The organism is Pseudomonas sp. NPDC098740 (assembly GCF_044760065.1).
Taxonomy (GTDB): Bacteria; Pseudomonadota; Gammaproteobacteria; order Pseudomonadales; family Pseudomonadaceae; genus Aquipseudomonas; species Aquipseudomonas rossensis.
Genome location: NZ_JBIWAM010000020.1, coordinates 81088 through 98574, shown reverse-complemented (window position 1 = coordinate 98574; position 17487 = coordinate 81088). Strand labels below are relative to the sequence as shown.

Annotated in this window: 18 protein-coding genes; 7 read left to right on the top strand and 11 right to left on the bottom strand. The window is 59.7% G+C overall.

The features are described 5' to 3' along the window. The coding region (locus ACIQU2_RS22050; protein ID WP_403143963.1) for an RNA pyrophosphohydrolase at positions 1-410 on the bottom strand (410 nt) is incomplete at its 3' end. 143 nt (positions 411-553) lie between these two features. Between ACIQU2_RS22050 and ACIQU2_RS22045 the strand changes: the two genes are divergently transcribed. Further along, positions 554-1210, top strand: coding sequence for an HAD family hydrolase (locus ACIQU2_RS22045; RefSeq protein ID WP_403143961.1), 657 nt, complete (start codon positions 554-556; stop codon positions 1208-1210). 104 nt (positions 1211-1314) lie between these two features. Here the strand turns inward: ACIQU2_RS22045 and ACIQU2_RS22040 are convergent, their stop codons facing one another. Then, on the bottom strand, positions 1315-1743 hold the full coding sequence (locus ACIQU2_RS22040; protein WP_403143959.1) for a DUF2269 domain-containing protein: 429 nt from the start codon (positions 1741-1743) through the stop codon (positions 1315-1317). Between the two features lie 39 nt (positions 1744-1782). Next, on the bottom strand, positions 1783-3297 hold the full coding sequence (gene ilvA / locus ACIQU2_RS22035; protein WP_403143957.1) for a threonine ammonia-lyase, biosynthetic: 1515 nt from the start codon (positions 3295-3297) through the stop codon (positions 1783-1785). Positions 3298-3444: 147 nt separating this feature from the next. Here ilvA and rpiA point away from each other — a divergent pair, with 147 nt between their 5' ends. After that, a complete protein-coding gene (rpiA, locus tag ACIQU2_RS22030; RefSeq protein ID WP_111448403.1) occupies positions 3445-4119 on the top strand; it encodes a ribose-5-phosphate isomerase RpiA in 675 nt (224 codons plus the stop codon). Between the two features lie 127 nt (positions 4120-4246). Here the strand turns inward: rpiA and ACIQU2_RS22025 are convergent, their stop codons facing one another. The 4 genes from ACIQU2_RS22025 to ACIQU2_RS22010 all read right to left on the bottom strand — a co-directional run bounded on the left by ACIQU2_RS22025 (position 4247) and on the right by ACIQU2_RS22010 (position 8515). After that, positions 4247-5164: an SdiA-regulated domain-containing protein gene (locus ACIQU2_RS22025; protein WP_403143955.1), complete on the bottom strand. Its 918-nt coding sequence runs from the start codon at positions 5162-5164 to the stop codon at positions 4247-4249. 108 nt (positions 5165-5272) lie between these two features. Beyond that, positions 5273-6202: an SdiA-regulated domain-containing protein gene (locus ACIQU2_RS22020; RefSeq protein WP_347802433.1), complete on the bottom strand. Its 930-nt coding sequence runs from the start codon at positions 6200-6202 to the stop codon at positions 5273-5275. A gap of 216 nt (positions 6203-6418) precedes the next feature. After that, the gene (locus tag ACIQU2_RS22015; RefSeq protein WP_046053735.1) at positions 6419-7084 is read right to left on the bottom strand and encodes a fumarylacetoacetate hydrolase family protein; all 666 of its coding nucleotides are present in this window, start codon (positions 7082-7084) and stop codon (positions 6419-6421) included. A gap of 36 nt (positions 7085-7120) precedes the next feature. Further along, positions 7121-8515 carry an FAD-binding oxidoreductase gene (locus ACIQU2_RS22010; protein ID WP_347802435.1) on the bottom strand — a complete coding sequence of 465 codons (1395 nt, stop codon included), beginning with the start codon at positions 8513-8515 and terminating at the stop codon, positions 7121-7123. A 204-nt stretch (positions 8516-8719) separates the two neighbouring features. Between ACIQU2_RS22010 and serA the strand changes: the two genes are divergently transcribed. Next, the gene (serA, locus tag ACIQU2_RS22005) at positions 8720-9949 is read left to right on the top strand and encodes a phosphoglycerate dehydrogenase (protein ID WP_403143953.1); all 1230 of its coding nucleotides are present in this window, start codon (positions 8720-8722) and stop codon (positions 9947-9949) included. A 63-nt stretch (positions 9950-10012) separates the two neighbouring features. Here the strand turns inward: serA and ACIQU2_RS22000 are convergent, their stop codons facing one another. Next, positions 10013-10438: a DUF4399 domain-containing protein gene (locus ACIQU2_RS22000; RefSeq protein ID WP_403143951.1), complete on the bottom strand. Its 426-nt coding sequence runs from the start codon at positions 10436-10438 to the stop codon at positions 10013-10015. A 135-nt stretch (positions 10439-10573) separates the two neighbouring features. Between ACIQU2_RS22000 and ACIQU2_RS21995 the strand changes: the two genes are divergently transcribed. Then, entirely contained in the window at positions 10574-11161 is a 588-nt protein-coding gene (locus tag ACIQU2_RS21995; RefSeq protein WP_403143950.1) for a transporter substrate-binding domain-containing protein, read from the top strand. Between the two features lie 36 nt (positions 11162-11197). Here ACIQU2_RS21995 and ACIQU2_RS21990 read toward each other — a convergent pair whose 3' ends face one another. Together ACIQU2_RS21990 and ACIQU2_RS21985 are read right to left on the bottom strand one after the other, a co-directional pair. Beyond that, positions 11198-11683 carry a DUF523 domain-containing protein gene (locus ACIQU2_RS21990; RefSeq protein WP_403143949.1) on the bottom strand — a complete coding sequence of 162 codons (486 nt, stop codon included), beginning with the start codon at positions 11681-11683 and terminating at the stop codon, positions 11198-11200. Positions 11684-11685: 2 nt separating this feature from the next. Further along, positions 11686-12318: a 2OG-Fe(II) oxygenase gene (locus ACIQU2_RS21985; RefSeq protein WP_403143947.1), complete on the bottom strand. Its 633-nt coding sequence runs from the start codon at positions 12316-12318 to the stop codon at positions 11686-11688. Positions 12319-12426: 108 nt separating this feature from the next. On the opposite strand from ACIQU2_RS21985, the gene ACIQU2_RS21980 reads away from it, so the two are divergent. Further along, the gene (locus ACIQU2_RS21980) at positions 12427-13179 is read left to right on the top strand and encodes a DUF2059 domain-containing protein (RefSeq protein WP_347802440.1); all 753 of its coding nucleotides are present in this window, start codon (positions 12427-12429) and stop codon (positions 13177-13179) included. A gap of 133 nt (positions 13180-13312) precedes the next feature. On the opposite strand, the gene ACIQU2_RS21975 is transcribed toward ACIQU2_RS21980, so the two are convergent. Further along, positions 13313-14260 carry an alpha/beta hydrolase gene (locus ACIQU2_RS21975; RefSeq protein WP_347802441.1) on the bottom strand — a complete coding sequence of 316 codons (948 nt, stop codon included), beginning with the start codon at positions 14258-14260 and terminating at the stop codon, positions 13313-13315. 97 nt (positions 14261-14357) lie between these two features. Here ACIQU2_RS21975 and ACIQU2_RS21970 point away from each other — a divergent pair, with 97 nt between their 5' ends. Together ACIQU2_RS21970 and ACIQU2_RS21965 are read left to right on the top strand one after the other, a co-directional pair. Beyond that, positions 14358-14939 carry a DUF6436 domain-containing protein gene (locus ACIQU2_RS21970; protein WP_403143946.1) on the top strand — a complete coding sequence of 194 codons (582 nt, stop codon included), beginning with the start codon at positions 14358-14360 and terminating at the stop codon, positions 14937-14939. 108 nt (positions 14940-15047) lie between these two features. After that, positions 15048-17459 (top strand): penicillin acylase family protein, encoded by a 2412-nt coding sequence (locus tag ACIQU2_RS21965; RefSeq protein ID WP_403143944.1) that lies wholly within the window; start codon positions 15048-15050, stop codon positions 17457-17459. Positions 17460-17487 lie beyond the last annotated feature (28 nt).

The window sequence follows — 17487 nt, the reverse complement described above, 5'->3', positions numbered from 1 at the left end:
ACCACCTGGCCCAACTGATACCAATAGCTGACCCAGCGCCAGCCATCGAATTCCGGTTTACCGGTCAAATCCATCCGCACCCGCTGCTCGTTGGAGACCAGGCGCAGGAGAAACCATTTCTGTTTCTGGCCGATGCACAGCGGTTGGCTGTGCGTGCGGACCAGACGTTGCGGCAAACGATAGCGCAACCAGCCCCGGGTGCAGGCGAGAATTTCAACATCTTCGCGCTCAAGACCCACTTCTTCGTTCAACTCGCGGTACAAGGCGTCTTCCGGCGTCTCCTGGGGGTTGATCCCGCCCTGTGGAAACTGCCAGGCATCTTGATTGATACGGCGAGCCCATAGCACCTGTCCGGCATCATTCGTGAGAATGATCCCGACATTGGGGCGGAAACCATCGGGGTCGATCACGGCAACAACCTCGCAAACGCATGTCGCCGCATTGTTCCACAAAGGTTGTGATAGCAGCAACGAGCCGGCCTACCTTATGTGCACTCTTGTGAAAAGTCCGTATTCTGGACGCCTTTCTACAGACTTTTCAGCGAGTAACTGCAATGCGGCTGGCTTTATTCGACTTGGACAACACGCTCTTGGGCGGTGACAGTGACCACGCCTGGGGCGATTACCTGTGCGAACGCGGCTTCCTCGACGCCGTCGCCTACAAGGCACGCAACGACGAGTTCTATCAGGATTACCTGGCCGGCAAGCTGGATAACGATGCCTACCTGAACTTCTGTCTGGAAGTGCTCGGCCGCACCGAGATGGCCACGCTGGATCAATGGCATCTGGATTACATGCGCGATTGCATTGAGCCGATTGTGTTGCCCAAGGGTCTCGAACTACTGGCCAAGCACCGCGAGGCGGGTGATAAGTTGGTGATCATCACCGCGACCAACCGTTTTGTTACCGGGCCGATTGCCCAACGCTTGGGCGTCGAAACCCTGATCGCCACTGAATGCGAAATGATCGACGGCCGCTACACCGGGCGTAGCACCGACGTCCCGTGCTTCCGGGAAGGCAAGGTGACGCGGTTGAATCGTTGGCTGGAAGAAACCGGTTATTCATTGGAAGACAGCTATTTCTACAGCGACTCGATGAATGATTTTCCGCTGTTGGAGCAGGTGACGCATCCGATTGCTGTCGATCCGGACCCGAATCTGCGTGCTGAAGCCGAGAAGCGTGGCTGGCCGGTAATTACTCTGCGCGACTGATACCGCCATCGCGAGCAAGCTCGCTCCCACATTGGATGTGTGAACGACCCAAATCCCCTGTGGGAGCGAGCTTGCTCGCGATGGGGCCGACTCGGTCCCAAGCCTTAAACAGGCTTCGCGCCCATCAACCCCGCAATCGCGATAAAACAGACGAAGCTGAACAGTGCGAGGGCGAAAGTGAGCTTCCCATTGCTCCCCGCCGGCACCTTGCGCAACTTGTTTAGCCGCACCAGCAACCACAACCAGCCCAACGCCGCCACGGTGTAAAGCACACTGGAAGCCAACAACCAGATCTGCCCCAGCGGCCAGCCCACCAGATGCACCATCCACCAGCCGGTAAACGGCATGCTCAGCAGCGCCAGCCCCATCACCAGCCAGATAAACACCCGCGGCCGCTGCAACGTGCGCGCGTGAGCCGTTGCGTCACCGTTACGGCGCGTGCGCCAGACCCAGATCGCCAGACCCAGCGCGCTGACCAGCAGCAACACCGTCGCCACCATATGAGCGACTTTCAGGGCGGTTAACGTTTCCATTGTTCGATTTCCTTATGGCCTGGCCATCAGCGTAGCCGCTCAGCCGAGAAACAGCTGATAGGCCGGGTTGTCGCTTTCGTCCCAATATGGGTAGCCGATTTCTTCCAGCGCAGCGGGCACCAGATGGCGTTCATCGTGAGGCACTTGCAGGCCCGCGACCACACGGCCATCCGCCGCACCATGGTTGCGGTAGTGGAACATCGAGATGTTCCAGCGCCCGCCGAGTTTGTTGAGGAAGTTGAACAGCGCGCCCGGACGCTCCGGGAATTCGAAACGCAGAATCACTTCATCAACCACATGAGCCGCACGGCCGCCGACCATGTGGCGGATGTGCAACTTGGCCAGTTCGTTGTCGGTCAGGTCCAGCACCGGGAAACCCTGTTCGCTGAGGCTGGCAATCAGCGCACTGCGCGGATCGTTTTCCGGGTGAGTCTGTACGCCAACAAAGATGTGCGCCTCGCTCCCGGTGTTGTAGCGGTAGTTGAATTCGGTGATCTGGCGCTTGCCGATGGCTTCGCAGAACGCCTTGAAGCTGCCCGGCTTCTCGGGAATCGTCACGGCGATAATCGCTTCGCGGCCTTCGCCCAGTTCAGCGCGCTCAGCGACGTGGCGCAGGCGGTCAAAGTTGACGTTGGCGCCAGAATCGATGGCCACGAAGGTATGTCCGGTGACACCACGCTGCTCGACGTACTTCTTGATCCCGGCCACGCCCAGGGCGCCGGCAGGTTCGGTGATCGAGCGGGTATCGTCGTAGATGTCCTTGATCGCCGCGCAGATTTCATCGGTGCTGACGGTGATCACTTCATCAACATAATCTTTGCAGATGTCGAAGGTGTGCTGACCAATCTGCGCCACAGCGACGCCGTCGGCGAAGAGGCCCACGGTTGGCAGGATCACGCGCTCGCCAGCGGCCATGGCGAGTTGAAGGCAGTTGGAATCGTCCGGCTCGACGCCGATGATTTTGATTTCAGGCCGCAAGTACTTCACGTACGCCGCGATGCCGGCGATCAATCCGCCACCGCCCACCGGGACGAAGATCGCGTCGAGACGGCCAGGGTGCTGGCGCAGAATCTCCATCGCCACCGTGCCCTGCCCGGCAATGGTGTGGGGATCGTCGTAAGGGTGGATGTAGACGTAGCCTTTTTCGTCGACCAGTTTCAGCGAGTAGGCCAGGGCTTCCGGGAACGAATCCCCGTGCAGCACCACTTTGCCGCCGCGTGAACGCACGCCTTCGACTTTGATTTCCGGGGTGGTCTTGGGCATCACGATGGTGGCTTTCACGCCCAACACTTTCGCCGCCAGGGCCAGGCCTTGCGCGTGATTACCCGCCGAAGCGGTGACCACGCCGCGAGCGCGCTCTTCATCGGAAAGCTGCGTGAGCTTGTTGTAGGCGCCACGAATCTTGAACGAGAACACCGGCTGCAAGTCTTCGCGCTTGAGCAAAATACTGTTGCCCAGCCGTTCGGAGAGCTGGCGGGCAGTCTGCAATGGGGTTTCTACGGCAACGTCATAAACGCGCGAGGTGAGGATCTTTTTGACGTACTGTTCGAGCATCGGAAAGCATCACTGAGCGGGTTGGGCAGGGCCAACGAGTCTAACCCGGCTTTCGGGCGGGCGACCACACGAATCAAGAGGTTTTAGCCCGGCATGGGGCTATAATGCCGGCCTTTCCGTTCTCCCCTTGCCCGCTTCGGAGCCCGCATGACCCAGGATCAACTCAAACAGGCAGTGGCTCAGGCCGCCGTCGACTTCATCCTCCCGAAACTCGACGACAAGAGCATCGTCGGGGTCGGCACCGGCTCCACCGCCAACTGCTTCATCGATGCACTGGCCAAGCACAAAGGCGCGTTCGACGGCGCGGTCGCCAGTTCCGAAGCCACCGCTGCCCGCCTCAAGGGCCACGGCATCCCGGTGTATGAGCTGAACACTGTCAGCGACCTGGAGTTCTACGTCGACGGCGCCGATGAAAGCGACGAGCACCTGAACCTGATCAAGGGCGGCGGCGCAGCCCTGACCCGCGAGAAGATTGTGGCGGCTGTGGCCAAGACCTTCATCTGCATCGCCGACGCCAGCAAACTGGTGCCGGTGCTCGGTGCGTTCCCGCTGCCGGTGGAAGTGATCCCGATGGCCCGCAGCCACGTGGCCCGCGAGCTGGTGAAGCTCGGCGGCGACCCGGTCTACCGCGAAGGCGTGCTGACCGACAACGGCAACATCATCCTCGACGTGTTCAACATGCAGATCACCAACCCGGTGGAGCTGGAGACGCAGATCAACGCCATCGTCGGCGTGGTCACCAACGGTTTGTTCGCGGCACGTCCAGCGGATTTGCTGCTGCTGGGCACCAGCGAAGGCGTGAAAACCCTGCGCGCCCAGTAAATCCGGCACGCCGATAAACCTGTGGGAGCGAGCTTGCTCGCGATGAGGCCATCACATTCAACATTAATGTTGACTGATAGGCCGTCATCGCGGGCAAGCCCGCTCCCACAGGGTTTTGGGGTGTTGGTCAGGGTTGTGGCGGTTTTTTGAAGACGTAGAACAGGTTCGGCTCGCTCACCAGGTACATCGTACCGTCGTCATCCATGGCGATCCCTTCCGCTTGCGGCACTGTCTTCTGCAACCCCTGACGGCCCTTGCTCAGTGACATGGTGCTCAGCGGTCGCCCGTCCACATCGAGTTCCAGAATCAGCCGCGACTCATCCGACAACGCCAGCAAATGGCCGCTGCGCTCGTCGTATTGCAGGCTGGACAGGTCTCGCACGAACATCCCCGCATCGCGCTTGGGGTTGTTCACTACGTGCACCGCGTAGGATTTTTCCGGGTTGTAATGGGGAAAACCGTGCACTTCGTAGATCAGCATCGGGTCGCGTTCCTTGGCGACAAACAACCGCTTGCCCACCGAGTCGTAAGCCAGACCTTCGAAGCCCTTATTGCTGCTCATGTGCACGCCAAGGGTCATCTGCTCGGCATCCGCTGCGTCGAGGAACGTTGTGTCGCTCTCCAGATGAATCTTGATCAGCCGCTGCTGACGCTCGTCAGTGATCACGTAAGTGTCGGCGCTGATGAATTCCACGGCTTCAGGATCGCCAAACCCGACCAGCGAAATGCGTCGAACAATCTGGCCGTCCAGCGACAGTTCGATCAGCTCTGAGTTTTTGTTGGTGACGGTGAACAGGCTTTTGCGCACCGGATCGAAGGTCAACGCAGATACATCGTCATCCAGCCCAACAATGACTCGCGCCTCGACCGCTACCTGGTACTGATCCAGAGCGATGGACTCACCGTTCATGGGCTGCCAAAGGGTGTGCAGGTTGAACCAGGCGCGCTCGAACAGGCGCAGGTACTGGCCGGCCGCAACCAGCGAGATCAACGCAATGACCGACAGGATCAGAATCAGGGGTTTGGGGCGGGCAAGTCGGCGCATTCGGGCAAGCTCGGAATCAGGACGGGCAGATGAAATACCACGGCAGTCTGAATTAAAGCTTAATGGCGTAGGAGCTGCCGAAGGTTCGGGCCGAACCTTCGGCAGGTCCTACCGTTGCTTTTCGAAACGGTAGAACAGGTTCGGCTCGCTCACCATGTACAGCGTCCCCGCCTCGTCCATGGTCACACCTTCGGCGCGAGGAATGGTCTTCTTCAAACCATTGAAGCCGCCCAGCAAGGTCATAAAGCTGACCTGTTCACCCTTCTCGTCCAGCTCCAGCAGCAAGTGGGAATCGGCAGACAGCACCAGGGTGTGCCCGGTCCGCGGGTCGATGGCCAGGGCAGACAGGTTGCGGATGTCCAGTTCGTCATTGGCGAGTTTCTGCTTGTCACCGGTGAGTGTCTGGCCATCGTTGCTTTTCCAGATGAACAACGCCGGTGGACGCTCTTCACCCAACAACATTTGCTGATTGCGCGAATCCCAGACGATGGCTTCGAACGCCTTGTTCTGGTCCTTCGAAGGGCCGAGGTCGTATTTGGGGAAGTCGGCGATGTTCAGCTCGCGGGTATCGGCATCGACCTTGACGATGGAGAGCATGTGTTCGCGCTCATCGACGATGGCCAGCAGACCGTTGCCCATCACGGTCACCCCTTCCGGGTTGCTCCAGCCCACCAGCGGCATCTTGCGCAGCACGTCACCCTGCAATGTCAGTTCGACCAGGAACGGTTTATTGCCCATGACCGAAAACAGGGTTTTTGACTGAGGGTCGTAGGCCAGGTCCGACGCTTCGTCCTTCTCCATGCCCGGCAGCACCTTGGCATCGATCACTGCCCGGTAATCCGGCAGCCAGATGCTCTCCTGGCGTTCGGCGGGGCTTTCGAAACGCTCCAGCACCCAGAGCACGCCTCGGTCATCCCAATGCATCGCAAACGCGAGGCCATACGCGGCGGCGACCACCAGCAAAAGCCAGGAATACCAACGCATGACAAAACGCGAACGGCGGGCAGTTTTAAGCTTGGGCAGTGGTTGGGTGACCATCGAGGGATGCGTTCCAGAAATTCAGGCTATGGGTAATAGCACAATTGGGACCGGCTAAGACGCCGCAAGTCCCGGAATTATCCGGACGAGATGTGAAAAAAACGGGAAATGGCGCGAAAGCCCTGTGCGGGCAACCAAGATCAAAAGATCGCAGCCTGCGGCAGCTCCTACAGAGATTGGTGTAGGAGCTGCCGCAGGCTGCGATCTTTTGCTTTTTTAGCGGACGCTGCTGGTGAAGCTGCTGGCGCCTGGCAATTCAATCACCAGTTCGTCACCGACATTCAGCGGACCAACACCCACCGGCGTACCCGTCAGGATCACATCACCGGCCTGCAGCGAGAAGCAGCCGGCCATGTGCTGGATCATCGGCACGATCGGGTTGAGCATCGCGCTGCTGTTGCCGTCCTGGCGCACTTCGCCGTTGATGGTCAGGCGGATGCCAATGTCGGTCAGGTCAGCAAACGTGCTGCCGGACACGAACGGTGCAATCACCGCTGCACCGTCGAAGGACTTGGCGATTTCCCACGGCAGGCCCTTGGCTTTCAGCTCGGCCTGCTTGTCGCGCAGGGTCAGGTCCAGGGCCGGGGCGAAGCCGGAGATAGCATCGAGCACTTCTTCACGGCTCGGCTTGGTCGACAAAGGCTTGCCGATCAACACCGCGATTTCCGCTTCGTAATGCACCGAGCCACGCTCGGTCGGAATGCTGAAACCACCTTCCAGCGGCACTACGCAACTGCCCGGCTTAATGAACAGCAGCGGTTCTGTAGGCACCGGGTTGTCCAGTTCCTTGGCGTGTTCGGCGTAGTTACGGCCAATGCACACCACTTTCCCCAGCGGAAAGTGAATACGCGTACCGTCGACATACTGGTGCTGATAGCTCATTACCGACTCCTGTTTCGTAGCTCTTAAATTCAAAAGTCAAACAGCGAAAATTTTGCCCGGGTTCATGATTCCGTTCGGATCGAACACCGCTTTGACAGCTTTCATGTACTCGATCTCAACCGGTGAGCGGCTGTAGGTCAAGTAATCACGCTTGGTCATGCCCACACCGTGTTCGGCGGAAATCGAGCCGTTGTACTTCTCGACGGTTTCGAACACCCACTTGTTGACGGTCGCGCACTTGGCGAAGAACTCGTCCTTGCTCAGGTTTTCCGGCTTGAGGATGTTCAAGTGCAAGTTGCCGTCGCCGATGTGGCCGAACCAGACGATTTCGAAATCCGGGTAGTGTTCGCCGACGATCGCGTCGATTTCCTTCAGGAACGCCGGGACTTTCGACACAGTGACCGAAATGTCGTTCTTGTACGGCGTCCAGTGGGAAATGGTTTCGGAGATGTATTCACGCAGCTTCCAGAGGTTCTGCAGCTGGGTTTCGCTCTGGCTCATCACGCCGTCCAGCACCCAGCCCTGCTCGACGCAGTGCTCGAAGGTTTCCAGGGCGTGGTTAGCCACTTCTTCGGTGGTCGCTTCGAATTCCAGCAATGCGTAGAACGGGCAATCTGTTTCGAATGGCGCTGGTACGTCGCCCCGGCCCATGACCTTGGCCAACGCTTTGTCGGAGAAAAATTCGAACGCGGTCAGGTCCAGTTTGCTCTGGAACGCGTGCAGCACCGGCATGATCGAGTCGAAATCGGCAGTGCCGAGGACCATGGCGGTGAGGTTTTTCGGGGCACGGTCCAGACGCATGGTGGCTTCGACCACGAAACCGAGGGTGCCTTCAGCACCGATGAACAACTGACGCAGGTCGTAGCCGGTGGCGTTCTTGATCAGATCTTTGTTCAGTTCCAGCAGGTCGCCCTTGCCGGTGACGACTTTCATGCCGGCCACCCAGTTGCGGGTCATGCCGTAGCGAATCACCTTGATCCCGCCGGCATTGGTGCCGATATTGCCGCCAATCTGGCTGGAACCTGCCGAAGCGAAGTCCACCGGGTAGTACAGGCCTTTTTCTTCGGCGACGTTCTGCAGGTGTTCGGTGACCACGCCCGGCTGGCAGACTGCGGTGCGGTCGGTCATGTTCACGTCGAGGATCTGGTTCATGTAGTCGAAGGACACAACGACTTCGCCATTGGCAGCCACAGCCGCGGCGGACAGCCCGGTGCGACCGCCGGACGGCACCAGCGCAATGTTGTGCTCATTGGCCCAGCGGACTATGGCCTGGACCTGCTCGGTGGTCTTGGGGAACACGATGGCGGTCGGGGCCGGGGCGAAATGCTTGGTCCAATCCTTACCGTAAGCATTCAGGGAGTCGGCATCGGTCAGCACCTTGCCAGGCTCAACCAGGGTCTTCAGCTCTTCAATCAGGGCAGGATTGGTCATCGACAGAACTCTCGAACAATTCATGGTCATCCTGAGAACGCTTCACGTCGCAGGAATGAGTGTTTAGCGGGGTGCATATGCTAGCATACCGACCCCGCAGGATAGTGCCCAACGGCTGTTCTGCGGCGACGGCCTTCTTGCCGTCCGGGTCAGCATCTGTTGACCATTTCCTGCCATTTTTCTCCGGGATACAGGTTTACGCAGATGAGCAAGACTTCTCTCGATAAGAGCAAGATCAAGTTCCTTCTTCTCGAAGGCGTCCACCAATCGGCTGTCGACGTCCTCAAGTCGGCGGGCTACACCAGCATCGAGTACCTCACAGGTTCTCTGCCGGAAGCCCAGCTGAAGGAAAAGATCGCTGATGCGCACTTCATCGGCATTCGCTCTCGCACTCAACTGACCGAAGAGATCTTCGATCAGGCGAAGAAACTGGTCGCTGTCGGCTGTTTCTGCATCGGCACCAACCAGGTTGACCTCAACGCGGCTCGCGAACGCGGCATCGCGGTGTTCAACGCACCGTACTCCAACACTCGCTCCGTAGCCGAGCTGGTGCTGGCCGAGGCGATCCTGTTGTTGCGCGGCATTCCTGAGAAGAACGCCTCCTGTCACCGTGGCGGCTGGATCAAGAGCGCGGCCAACTCCTTCGAAATCCGTGGCAAGAAGCTGGGCATCGTCGGTTACGGCTCGATCGGTACACAATTGTCGGTTCTGGCTGAAGGCCTGGGCATGCAGGTGTACTTCTACGACACCGTGACCAAGCTGCCATTGGGCAACGCGACTCAGGTCGGTAACCTGACCGAACTGCTGGGCATGTCCGACATCGTCACCCTGCACGTTCCGGAAACCGCTGCGACTCAGTGGATGATCGGCGAGAAAGAAATCCGTGCGATCAAGAAGGGCGGCATCCTGATCAACGCGGCTCGCGGCACCGTGGTCGAACTGCAAGCCCTGGCGGACGCGATCAAGGACAAGCACCTGATCGGCGCGGCCATCGACGTATTCCCGGTAGAGCCTCGCTCCAACGACGAAGAGTTCGAAAGCCCGCTGCGTGGCCTGGACAATGTGATCCTGACCCCGCACATCGGCGGTTCCACCGCTGAAGCGCAAGCCAACATCGGTCTGGAAGTGGCAGAGAAGCTGGTCAAGTACAGCGACAACGGTACGTCGGTGTCCTCGGTCAACTTCCCGGAAGTGGCCCTGCCGGCTCACCCTGGCAAGCACCGTCTGCTGCACATCCACGAGAACATTCCGGGTGTGATGAGCGAGATCAACAAGGTCTTCGCCGAAAACGGCATCAACATTTCCGGTCAGTTCCTGCAGACCAACGAGAAAGTCGGCTACGTCGTGATCGACGTAGACGCCGAGTACTCGGACCTGGCGCAAGAGAAGCTGCAGCACATCAACGGCACCATTCGTTGCCGCGTGTTGTTCTGATAGTGACTTGAGTGACAAAAAAGGGAGACCCTCTGGTCTCCCTTTTTCATGCCTGTTGAAAAGTTACTTCACATTCACGGTGATTTTCTTCGAAACGATCGGCGGATCGAACGGCATGTGGCCACTGTCGCCCAGCTCAAGCTGCAAGGTGTGCTTGCCTCGCGGCAGCTTGATGGTGGCTTCGGTCTGCGCCTTGCCGAAATGCATGTGGTTGGCGTCGTTCGGAATCGGCTGGCCAGCGGTAGGGAGCTCTTTGACGTCGATCAGCAGGTGGTGGTGACCGGTGTGCTTGGTGACATCGCCCGCCGGGGCCAGAGAGATGTCCTTGACGCCGAACTTGACCTTGAATTCCTGTGGCACCGTGGCACCGTCTTCCGGGGAAACGATGAACGCTTCTGCTCCCTTGGGAGCCGGAGTGGCAGCCGTTGCCAGCATCGAAGCCCCCAGCAACAGGCCAGCCAATGCTGCTCGTGACATAAAGGTTTTCATTCTCTTCTCCAGTTTTTTCGTAAAATCCGCGTGGCCATGACAACTTCACGGCCATTCGTTGTCGAAAGCTCTCGACAACCATAGCAAAGCGAGCCTGAACCAGAGCATCGCGATAATGAATTCAAAGGAGTGACCATGCGTTTTTTGCCTGGCCTGATCTGCCTGCTACCCCTCTTGAGCCCTTTGGCTCATGCCGAACTGATTGACGATGTAAACGACCGTGGCGAATTGCGCATCGCTCTTGAGGCTAATACACCGCCGTTCAATTTCAAGGACGATGGCAATCTAACGGGCTTCGAGGTCGAATTGGGCCAACTGCTGGCCAACGAACTGGATGTACGGGCCGACTTCGTCATTACCGATTCCAACGATCTGCTGCAAGGTGTTGAAACCGGCAAGTACGACGTCGCCATCAATCACATAGCAGTGACCCCGGACCTCAAGGATCGTTTCGACTTCAGCGAACCTTACAGCTACACCAATGCGCAATTGATCGCGCAGAAGGAAGAGCAACCGCGCTCGATGCTGCTAGTGCAAGCCTTGACGGAAGAGAAGCCGAAAGTCGGCCCGCCCGTGAGCCTGGCGATTCCGTTTCAGAAGGGTAACCCGGCGTTTCATGCCAGCCTGGAGAACGCGTTGCAGCGGATCAAGGCGGATGGGCGACTGGAGGCGTTGTCGCAGAAGTGGTTTGGGGCGGATACGAGTGTGCCGCCCAAACCGTAAGACACTGAAGATCCCACAGGGGTTTTGTGTAAGACGTTACTTCAGGTTGGTCAGGGCCTGTGCAGCTTGCGGCAACTCCAGCTCGCTGAAAACCTGGACACCGTGACGCTTGAGCAACGCCGCAGTAACACCTTCACCACTGACCTTCACACCACTAAACGTCCCGTCATAGGTCAACAAGTTCCCGCAAGACGGGCTGTTGGCCTTGAGCACGGCAATGCGGATGCCGTGCTTTTGCACCAGTTCCAACGCCTGATAAGCCCCCGAGAGAAACTCGGCGCTGACGTCCTCGCCCTCGGTGGTGATCACTGAGGCGTGGCCATCAAGCACTTCAGCACCCTGCCCGCCCGGAATTTCCGCCGCCGCCCTCGGCGTCGGCAAGCCACCGGCAACCTCCGGACACAACGGCACCACCCGACCTTCATCAAGCCACTGCTGAAGCTGATCGAACGGCCCACTGGCCCCGCCGTCATAACGTACGCGGTGGCCCAGCAGACAGCGGCTTACCAGAATTTTTTGCATGATCAGAACGGCTCGTTGCCACGCCGCCGGAACCAGCCGGTCAACGACAGGCGATCGCGGGTCGAGGGCAGGACTTCGTGGGGCACTTCACCCGACAGAAACACCACCAGGCATCCACCTGTGGGCACCACATCATGTTCGACGCTTTCATCCAGGTACATACGCAACTGGCCGCCGTGCTCGGGCAGCCAGGCGTCATTGAGATAGACCACCGCCGACACCATGCGCCGGTCGTCGTCGCGGAAACGGTCGACATGCTTGAGGTAGAACGCGCCGGGTGGGTACAGCGCGAAATGGCTTTCGAAATCTTCCAGGCCCAGAAACAAACCGCGATTCATCGCCTCGCGCAGGCTGTCCATCAAATCCAGATAGCTGTCGCACGCCAACGCCTGGCCGGGCTCGATCCACTGGATATGGTCGCCGCGAATCCCCTCGCGAATCTCGGATGTCGACCCGCGACCCACGGCGGCCGGGGCCAATTCGCCCTCGGCAGCACGTTTACGGCACTCAGCCGCCAGTTCCCGGGTCAGACCCAGAGGAAGGAAAATATTCTGCTGCGACCAGCCGTGCTCAGCCAGGTCGTCGACGATACGTAACAGCAGCGGGTGATCAGAGGGTATTCGCATGCCGCGCATAGTATTCCTGTGCCTGAAAATCCGACAGAGCCGCGCAGCGGGTTGATACGAATTCTCGACAAGGACGAATGCCACACGGAGAATAGTCGCCTGCTGACAGGAGTCCCTATGCGCCGTTTGCTTTTTTCACTGTTGATGTTCTGTGTATTGCCCGCTTGGGCAGACGGCCACGACCAGTTGTACAAGGTCGCCGGTTGGCCAGAACAACGCGCGCATTTCAACGACGCTCTCTCGGCCGCTCAGCAGCGGTACCAGAACAGTCTGCCGCCGGCAGTGTTCCAGGCGCTGGTGAATAACAGTAATCAGCGCTTTGCCCCCCAGGCCGTCGACCAGCGCGCCGAAGCGCAATTGCGCAAGACCCTCGCCGATCCGAAACCTGCGCTGACATTCTTTCAGTCACCCTTGGGCAAGAAAATCGTGGCCGCCGAATTGCTCGCGACCCGTCGCGATCAGTTGGCAAAAAACGCCAAGGGTTTACCCAGGATCCAGGCCAGCGACAACCGCATGCTGATCATCGGCCATCTGGCCCAGGCCCTGCCCGCTCGCGAGGCTGGCGCGGAAGTCAGCCTGGCGATTGCCGGCGTCGCGGCCGACAGCCTCAGTTCGATGATCCCCGGCCTGCTCGGCGGTGGTCAGGCTCAAGGCATGTTGAACGGTCAGCGTCAGCGCTTGATGGACCAGATCGGCAACGACCTGAACAACACGCTGTTGTATGTCTATCGCGACCTGTCGGATGAAGAACTGGAAGAGTTCGCGACCTTCGCCGAGTCCGCCGAGGGCAAGGCTTATTACCAGGCAGCATTGGCGGCGATTCGCGCGGGGTTGGCGGTGGGGCAGGATACTTCAACGCTTCGCCAGTAATTTTTAGCGCCTGATAAATCGCTATCGCGAGCAAGCTCGCTCCCACAGTGACCGAGTTGTTCAGACGTACTCGGTCTAATGTGGGAGCGAGCTTGCTCCGGGCGGCGATCCGACGATGAGGCCATGACAGACGCTAAAGATTCCGACCCTTGATCCGCTTCGTCAAAAACCCGAAATACTCCCGCCGCAACGCCAGCGTCTCATTCGCCAGGTGATGCCGCGCCTCAGGCAACATCAGCACCTGCGGCCGATCGAACTTGCCCCGCAACACTTCAAGGTTATGCTCCCAATCCACGGTCATGTCCGCTTGCCCCTGCACAATCAGCGGTCGCCGCATGCTGTACGGGGCGGCTTCGATGCGCTTGATCCAGCGCGCCAGCGCACCGACCCAGGCGGTCGGCAAACGGAGCGGCTGCAACGGGTCCGCTTGCAGGAAAGGCAGAAAATCCGGGTCGTTGGAGTTCTCGCTGAAGCGCCGGGCGATCGCTTTGACGAAAGGCTTGAGCAGGTAATAACTGAGTTGCGACCAGCCCCAGGCCCGCGGCCTTACCAACGGCGACAGCAGAATGACCTGGCCCTGGGCCGGACTGCTGGCGCCCTGATTGAGTACATGATCGATCACGATCGCGCCGCCAGTGCTTTGCCCGCACAGGTGCCACGGCTGCGGCAGATCGAGGGATTGTGCTTCGGTGAACAATCCTTGCAGCGTGTCCTGATACTCGGTGAAATCCTTGATGCTGGCCCGTTCGCCACTGGACAGCCCGTGTCCCGGCAGGTCGCAGGCAATCACCGCAAAATTCTGATCCAGCGCCCATTCGATCACATGCCGGTAAAGCCCGGTGTGATCGTAAAAACCGTGGAACAAAAACAGCGTCGCCTTCGCCCGCTCGGGCCACCAGACCTGGCTGACCACTTCATAACCATCGACCGCGAAACGTCCAAGGCCACTGCGCACGTTACGTCCCGCAAAATCCAGCCCGTAGAAGCGCTGGTAAGCCAGCGCTTCTACCGACAGCGGCTGCCAGTCGGCCAGCGGCCGCAGGCTGGCACGCAGATGATCGGAGTCGAAAGTGGCAGACATGAGCAATTCCAGAACGCGAAACGGACTTTATGGGCCTGCGATATTCATCTGTTGGGGCAAGCATGGCAAGCTAGCGCACCTTCGAGGACTGAAATCCATGCGCTCGCCCTACCGCGCCACACTGCTTGCCAGCCTGCTCGCCCTCGTGTGTGCCGGCGTGCTGTGGGCTGCCTACGACTGGTTTCAGGGCCGCTACCTGCGAGCGTTCAGCGAGCACACCGCGGTGTTCTCCGGCGACCCGCTGCGCCTGCCCGATCATCTCGCCGGCCCCGGCGCCATCCGCCTCGTGCACTTCTGGGACCCGGCCTGCCCGTGCAACGTCGGTAACCAACAACACCTGAGCGAACTGGTTGAGCACTATGTACCGCAAGGCGTGGAGTTTTATGCGGTACAAAAGCCTGGCAGCCACGGTCAGTTACCGAGCACCTTAAGCAGCCTTAAAAGCATCGTCGTCCTGCCAGGCTCCGAACAGATCCCCGCCAGCCCGGCCGTGGCGATCTGGAATCGCAGCGGCAAACTGGCGTATTTCGGTCCGTACAGCGAAGGCCTGACCTGCAATTCGAACAACAGCTTTATTGAGCCGATTCTGCAAGCGTTGAACGAAGGCCGCGCGGTGAATGCCACGCACACACTGGCCGTGGGTTGTTACTGCCCGTGGCCTGTCGACGCAGTGAAGTAAGGCTGACAGGAGACGCGAATCCCTCCTAAGTGCGATGGCCATGTCGGCAAGCCGTGTTAAACAGTGGCGCCAGGGAACTGCTGCCACTCATAACAACAAGGAATCACCATGAAACGTAGCCTGACCGTTCTCGCCCTGCTGATTGTCGCGCTCGCCGCAGGTGCAGGCTGGTACGTCTACAGCAAGCAGCCGACACGCCAGGGCATGGTCGAGCTACAACACCTGCAAGGTTCGGTCACCGTGCGCTACGACGAGCGCGGCATCCCGCACATCCGCGCCGAGAACGAAACCGACCTGTACCGCGCCCTCGGGTACGTGCACGCCCAGGATCGACTGTTTCAGATGGAAGCCCTGCGCCGCCTCGCCCGCGGCGAGCTGGCCGAGGTACTGGGCCCGAAACTGCTCGACACCGATAAGCTGATGCGCAGCTTGCGCATTCGCGAACGCGCCGACACCTACCTGGCGAACATGGACAAACAGTCGCCGGCCTTTATCGCCCTGCAAGCCTATCTGGATGGCATCAACCAGTATCAGGACAGCCATCCAAAACCTGCGGAGTTTGATCTACTGGGCATTCCCAAACGCCCATTCACCGCCCAGGACACCATCAGCATTACCGGCTACATGGCCTACAGTTTTGCCGCAGCGTTTCGCACCGAACCGTTGCTGACCTACGTGCGCGATCAGTTGGGCGCCAACTACCTGAACGTCTTCGATCTCGACTGGCAGCCCAAGGGCGTGCTGGCGAAAAACCGCAGCGGTGCCATGCCGCCCCTCGCCAGTACCGACTGGAAAGACCTCAACGCCCTCGCCCGCCTCAGCGAACAGGTACTGGCCGACAACGGCTTGCCGCAGTTCGAGGGCAGCAACGCCTGGGCCGTCTCCGGCAGTCGAACCAAAAGCGGCAAACCGCTGTTGGCCGGCGACCCGCATATCCGCTTTTCCGCGCCGTCGGTGTGGTACGAAGCGCACCTCTCGGCGCCGGGCTTTGAGCTCTACGGCCACTATCAGGCATTGATGCCGTTCGCCTCTCTCGGGATGAACCGCGACTTCGGCTGGAGCATCACCATGTTCCAGAACGACGACCTGGACCTGATCGCCGAGAAGGTCAACCCGGACAACCCCAATCAGGTCTGGTATCGCGGCAAGTGGGTGGACATGGTGACCAGCGAACAGCAGATCGCGGTCAAGGACCAGGCACCGGTGACACTGGTGTTGCGCCAGTCGCCCCACGGCCCGATCGTCAACGATGCGCTGGGCAGCGGCGTCGGCACAACGCCGATCGCCATGTGGTGGGGTTTTCTCGAAAGCCAGAATCCGATCCTTGAGGGCTTCTATCAGCTCAACCGCGCCGACACCCTGGCCAAGGCGCGCAGTGCCTGCGCAAAGATTCAGGCGCCGGGCCTGAACATCGTCTGGGCCAACGCCACGGGCGACATCGGCTGGTGGGCAGCGGCGCAGTTGCCAAAACGTCCGGCGGGTGTGCGTCCGGGGTTCATCCTCGATGGCAGCACCGCTGACGCGGACAAGGAAGGTTTTTACCCGTTCAGCGCCAACCCACAGGAAGAGAACCCGGCACGCGGTTACATCGTCTCGGCCAACTTCCAGCCGGTGTCGCCGACCGGCATGGAAATTCCCGGTTACTACAACCTGGCCGATCGAGGTCAGCAGCTCAATCGCCAGCTCAGCGACAAAACCATCAAGTGGGATCTGGACGCCAGCCAAAAGGTGCAACTGGGCACCACCACCGCTTACGGCCCGCGCCTGTTGGCGCCGTTGTTGCCGGTATTGCGTGAAGGGGTGAGCGATCCCGCCGAGCTCAAACTGGTTGAGCAACTGGCCCAATGGAAAGGCGACTACCCGCTCGACTCCACCAGCGCCACGCTGTTCAACCAGTTGCTGTTCAACCTGGCTGACGCGACGATGCACGATGAGCTGGGCAATGATTTCTTCGAGACTTTGCTGTCGACCCGGGTGATTGATTCCGCACTGCCTCGCCTGACCGCGACTGCCGATTCACCGTGGTGGGACAACCGCAACACCCTCGGCAAGGAAACCCGCGCCGATACGGTCAAGGTTGCGTGGCAGGCGAGCATTGCTCACCTCAAGACCACCCTCGGCGCCGATTTCGCGCAATGGCAGTGGGGCAAGGCGCACACGCTGACCCATGGCCATCCGCTGGGGCAGCAAAAGCCGCTGGACCGGATCTTCAATGTCGGCCCGTTCGCGGCACCTGGCACTCACGAAGTACCGAACAACCTCTCGGCCAAAATCGGCCCGGCGCCGTGGCCAGTAACTTATGGTCCCTCGACCCGTCGCTTGATCGACTTGGCCGACCCGACCCACAGCCTGACCGTCAACCCGGTTGGCCAGAGTGGCGTACCGTTCGACAGCCACTATGACGACCAGGCTGAGGCGTTTATCGAAGGGATCTACTACCAGGCGCATCTCAATGAAGAAGAAGTCACGGCCAATACGCGGAGCACGTTGAAGCTGTTGCGGGCGCGGGCGGCGCAGTAGATCGAAATCTCATCGGCTGTTCTGCCGC

Coding starts and splice junctions, on each gene's coding strand:
- ACIQU2_RS22015 (WP_046053735.1), bottom strand. CDS start 7,084: ATGAGCTATCAGCACCAGTATGTCGACGGTACGCGTATTCACTTTCCG.
- rpiA (WP_111448403.1), top strand. CDS start 3,445: ATGACCCAGGATCAACTCAAACAGGCAGTGGCTCAGGCCGCCGTCGAC.
- ACIQU2_RS22040 (WP_403143959.1), bottom strand. CDS start 1,743: ATGGAAACGTTAACCGCCCTGAAAGTCGCTCATATGGTGGCGACGGTG.
- ilvA (WP_403143957.1), bottom strand. CDS start 3,297: ATGCTCGAACAGTACGTCAAAAAGATCCTCACCTCGCGCGTTTATGAC.
- ACIQU2_RS21990 (WP_403143949.1), bottom strand. CDS start 11,683: ATGCAAAAAATTCTGGTAAGCCGCTGTCTGCTGGGCCACCGCGTACGT.
- ACIQU2_RS21965 (WP_403143944.1), top strand. CDS start 15,048: ATGAAACGTAGCCTGACCGTTCTCGCCCTGCTGATTGTCGCGCTCGCC.
- ACIQU2_RS21985 (WP_403143947.1), bottom strand. CDS start 12,318: ATGCGCGGCATGCGAATACCCTCTGATCACCCGCTGCTGTTACGTATC.
- ACIQU2_RS22045 (WP_403143961.1), top strand. CDS start 554: ATGCGGCTGGCTTTATTCGACTTGGACAACACGCTCTTGGGCGGTGAC.
- ACIQU2_RS22020 (WP_347802433.1), bottom strand. CDS start 6,202: ATGGTCACCCAACCACTGCCCAAGCTTAAAACTGCCCGCCGTTCGCGT.
- ACIQU2_RS22000 (WP_403143951.1), bottom strand. CDS start 10,438: ATGAAAACCTTTATGTCACGAGCAGCATTGGCTGGCCTGTTGCTGGGG.
- ACIQU2_RS21980 (WP_347802440.1), top strand. CDS start 12,427: ATGCGCCGTTTGCTTTTTTCACTGTTGATGTTCTGTGTATTGCCCGCT.
- ACIQU2_RS21975 (WP_347802441.1), bottom strand. CDS start 14,260: ATGTCTGCCACTTTCGACTCCGATCATCTGCGTGCCAGCCTGCGGCCG.
- ACIQU2_RS22010 (WP_347802435.1), bottom strand. CDS start 8,515: ATGACCAATCCTGCCCTGATTGAAGAGCTGAAGACCCTGGTTGAGCCT.
- serA (WP_403143953.1), top strand. CDS start 8,720: ATGAGCAAGACTTCTCTCGATAAGAGCAAGATCAAGTTCCTTCTTCTC.
- ACIQU2_RS22025 (WP_403143955.1), bottom strand. CDS start 5,164: ATGCGCCGACTTGCCCGCCCCAAACCCCTGATTCTGATCCTGTCGGTC.
- ACIQU2_RS21970 (WP_403143946.1), top strand. CDS start 14,358: ATGCGCTCGCCCTACCGCGCCACACTGCTTGCCAGCCTGCTCGCCCTC.
- ACIQU2_RS21995 (WP_403143950.1), top strand. CDS start 10,574: ATGCGTTTTTTGCCTGGCCTGATCTGCCTGCTACCCCTCTTGAGCCCT.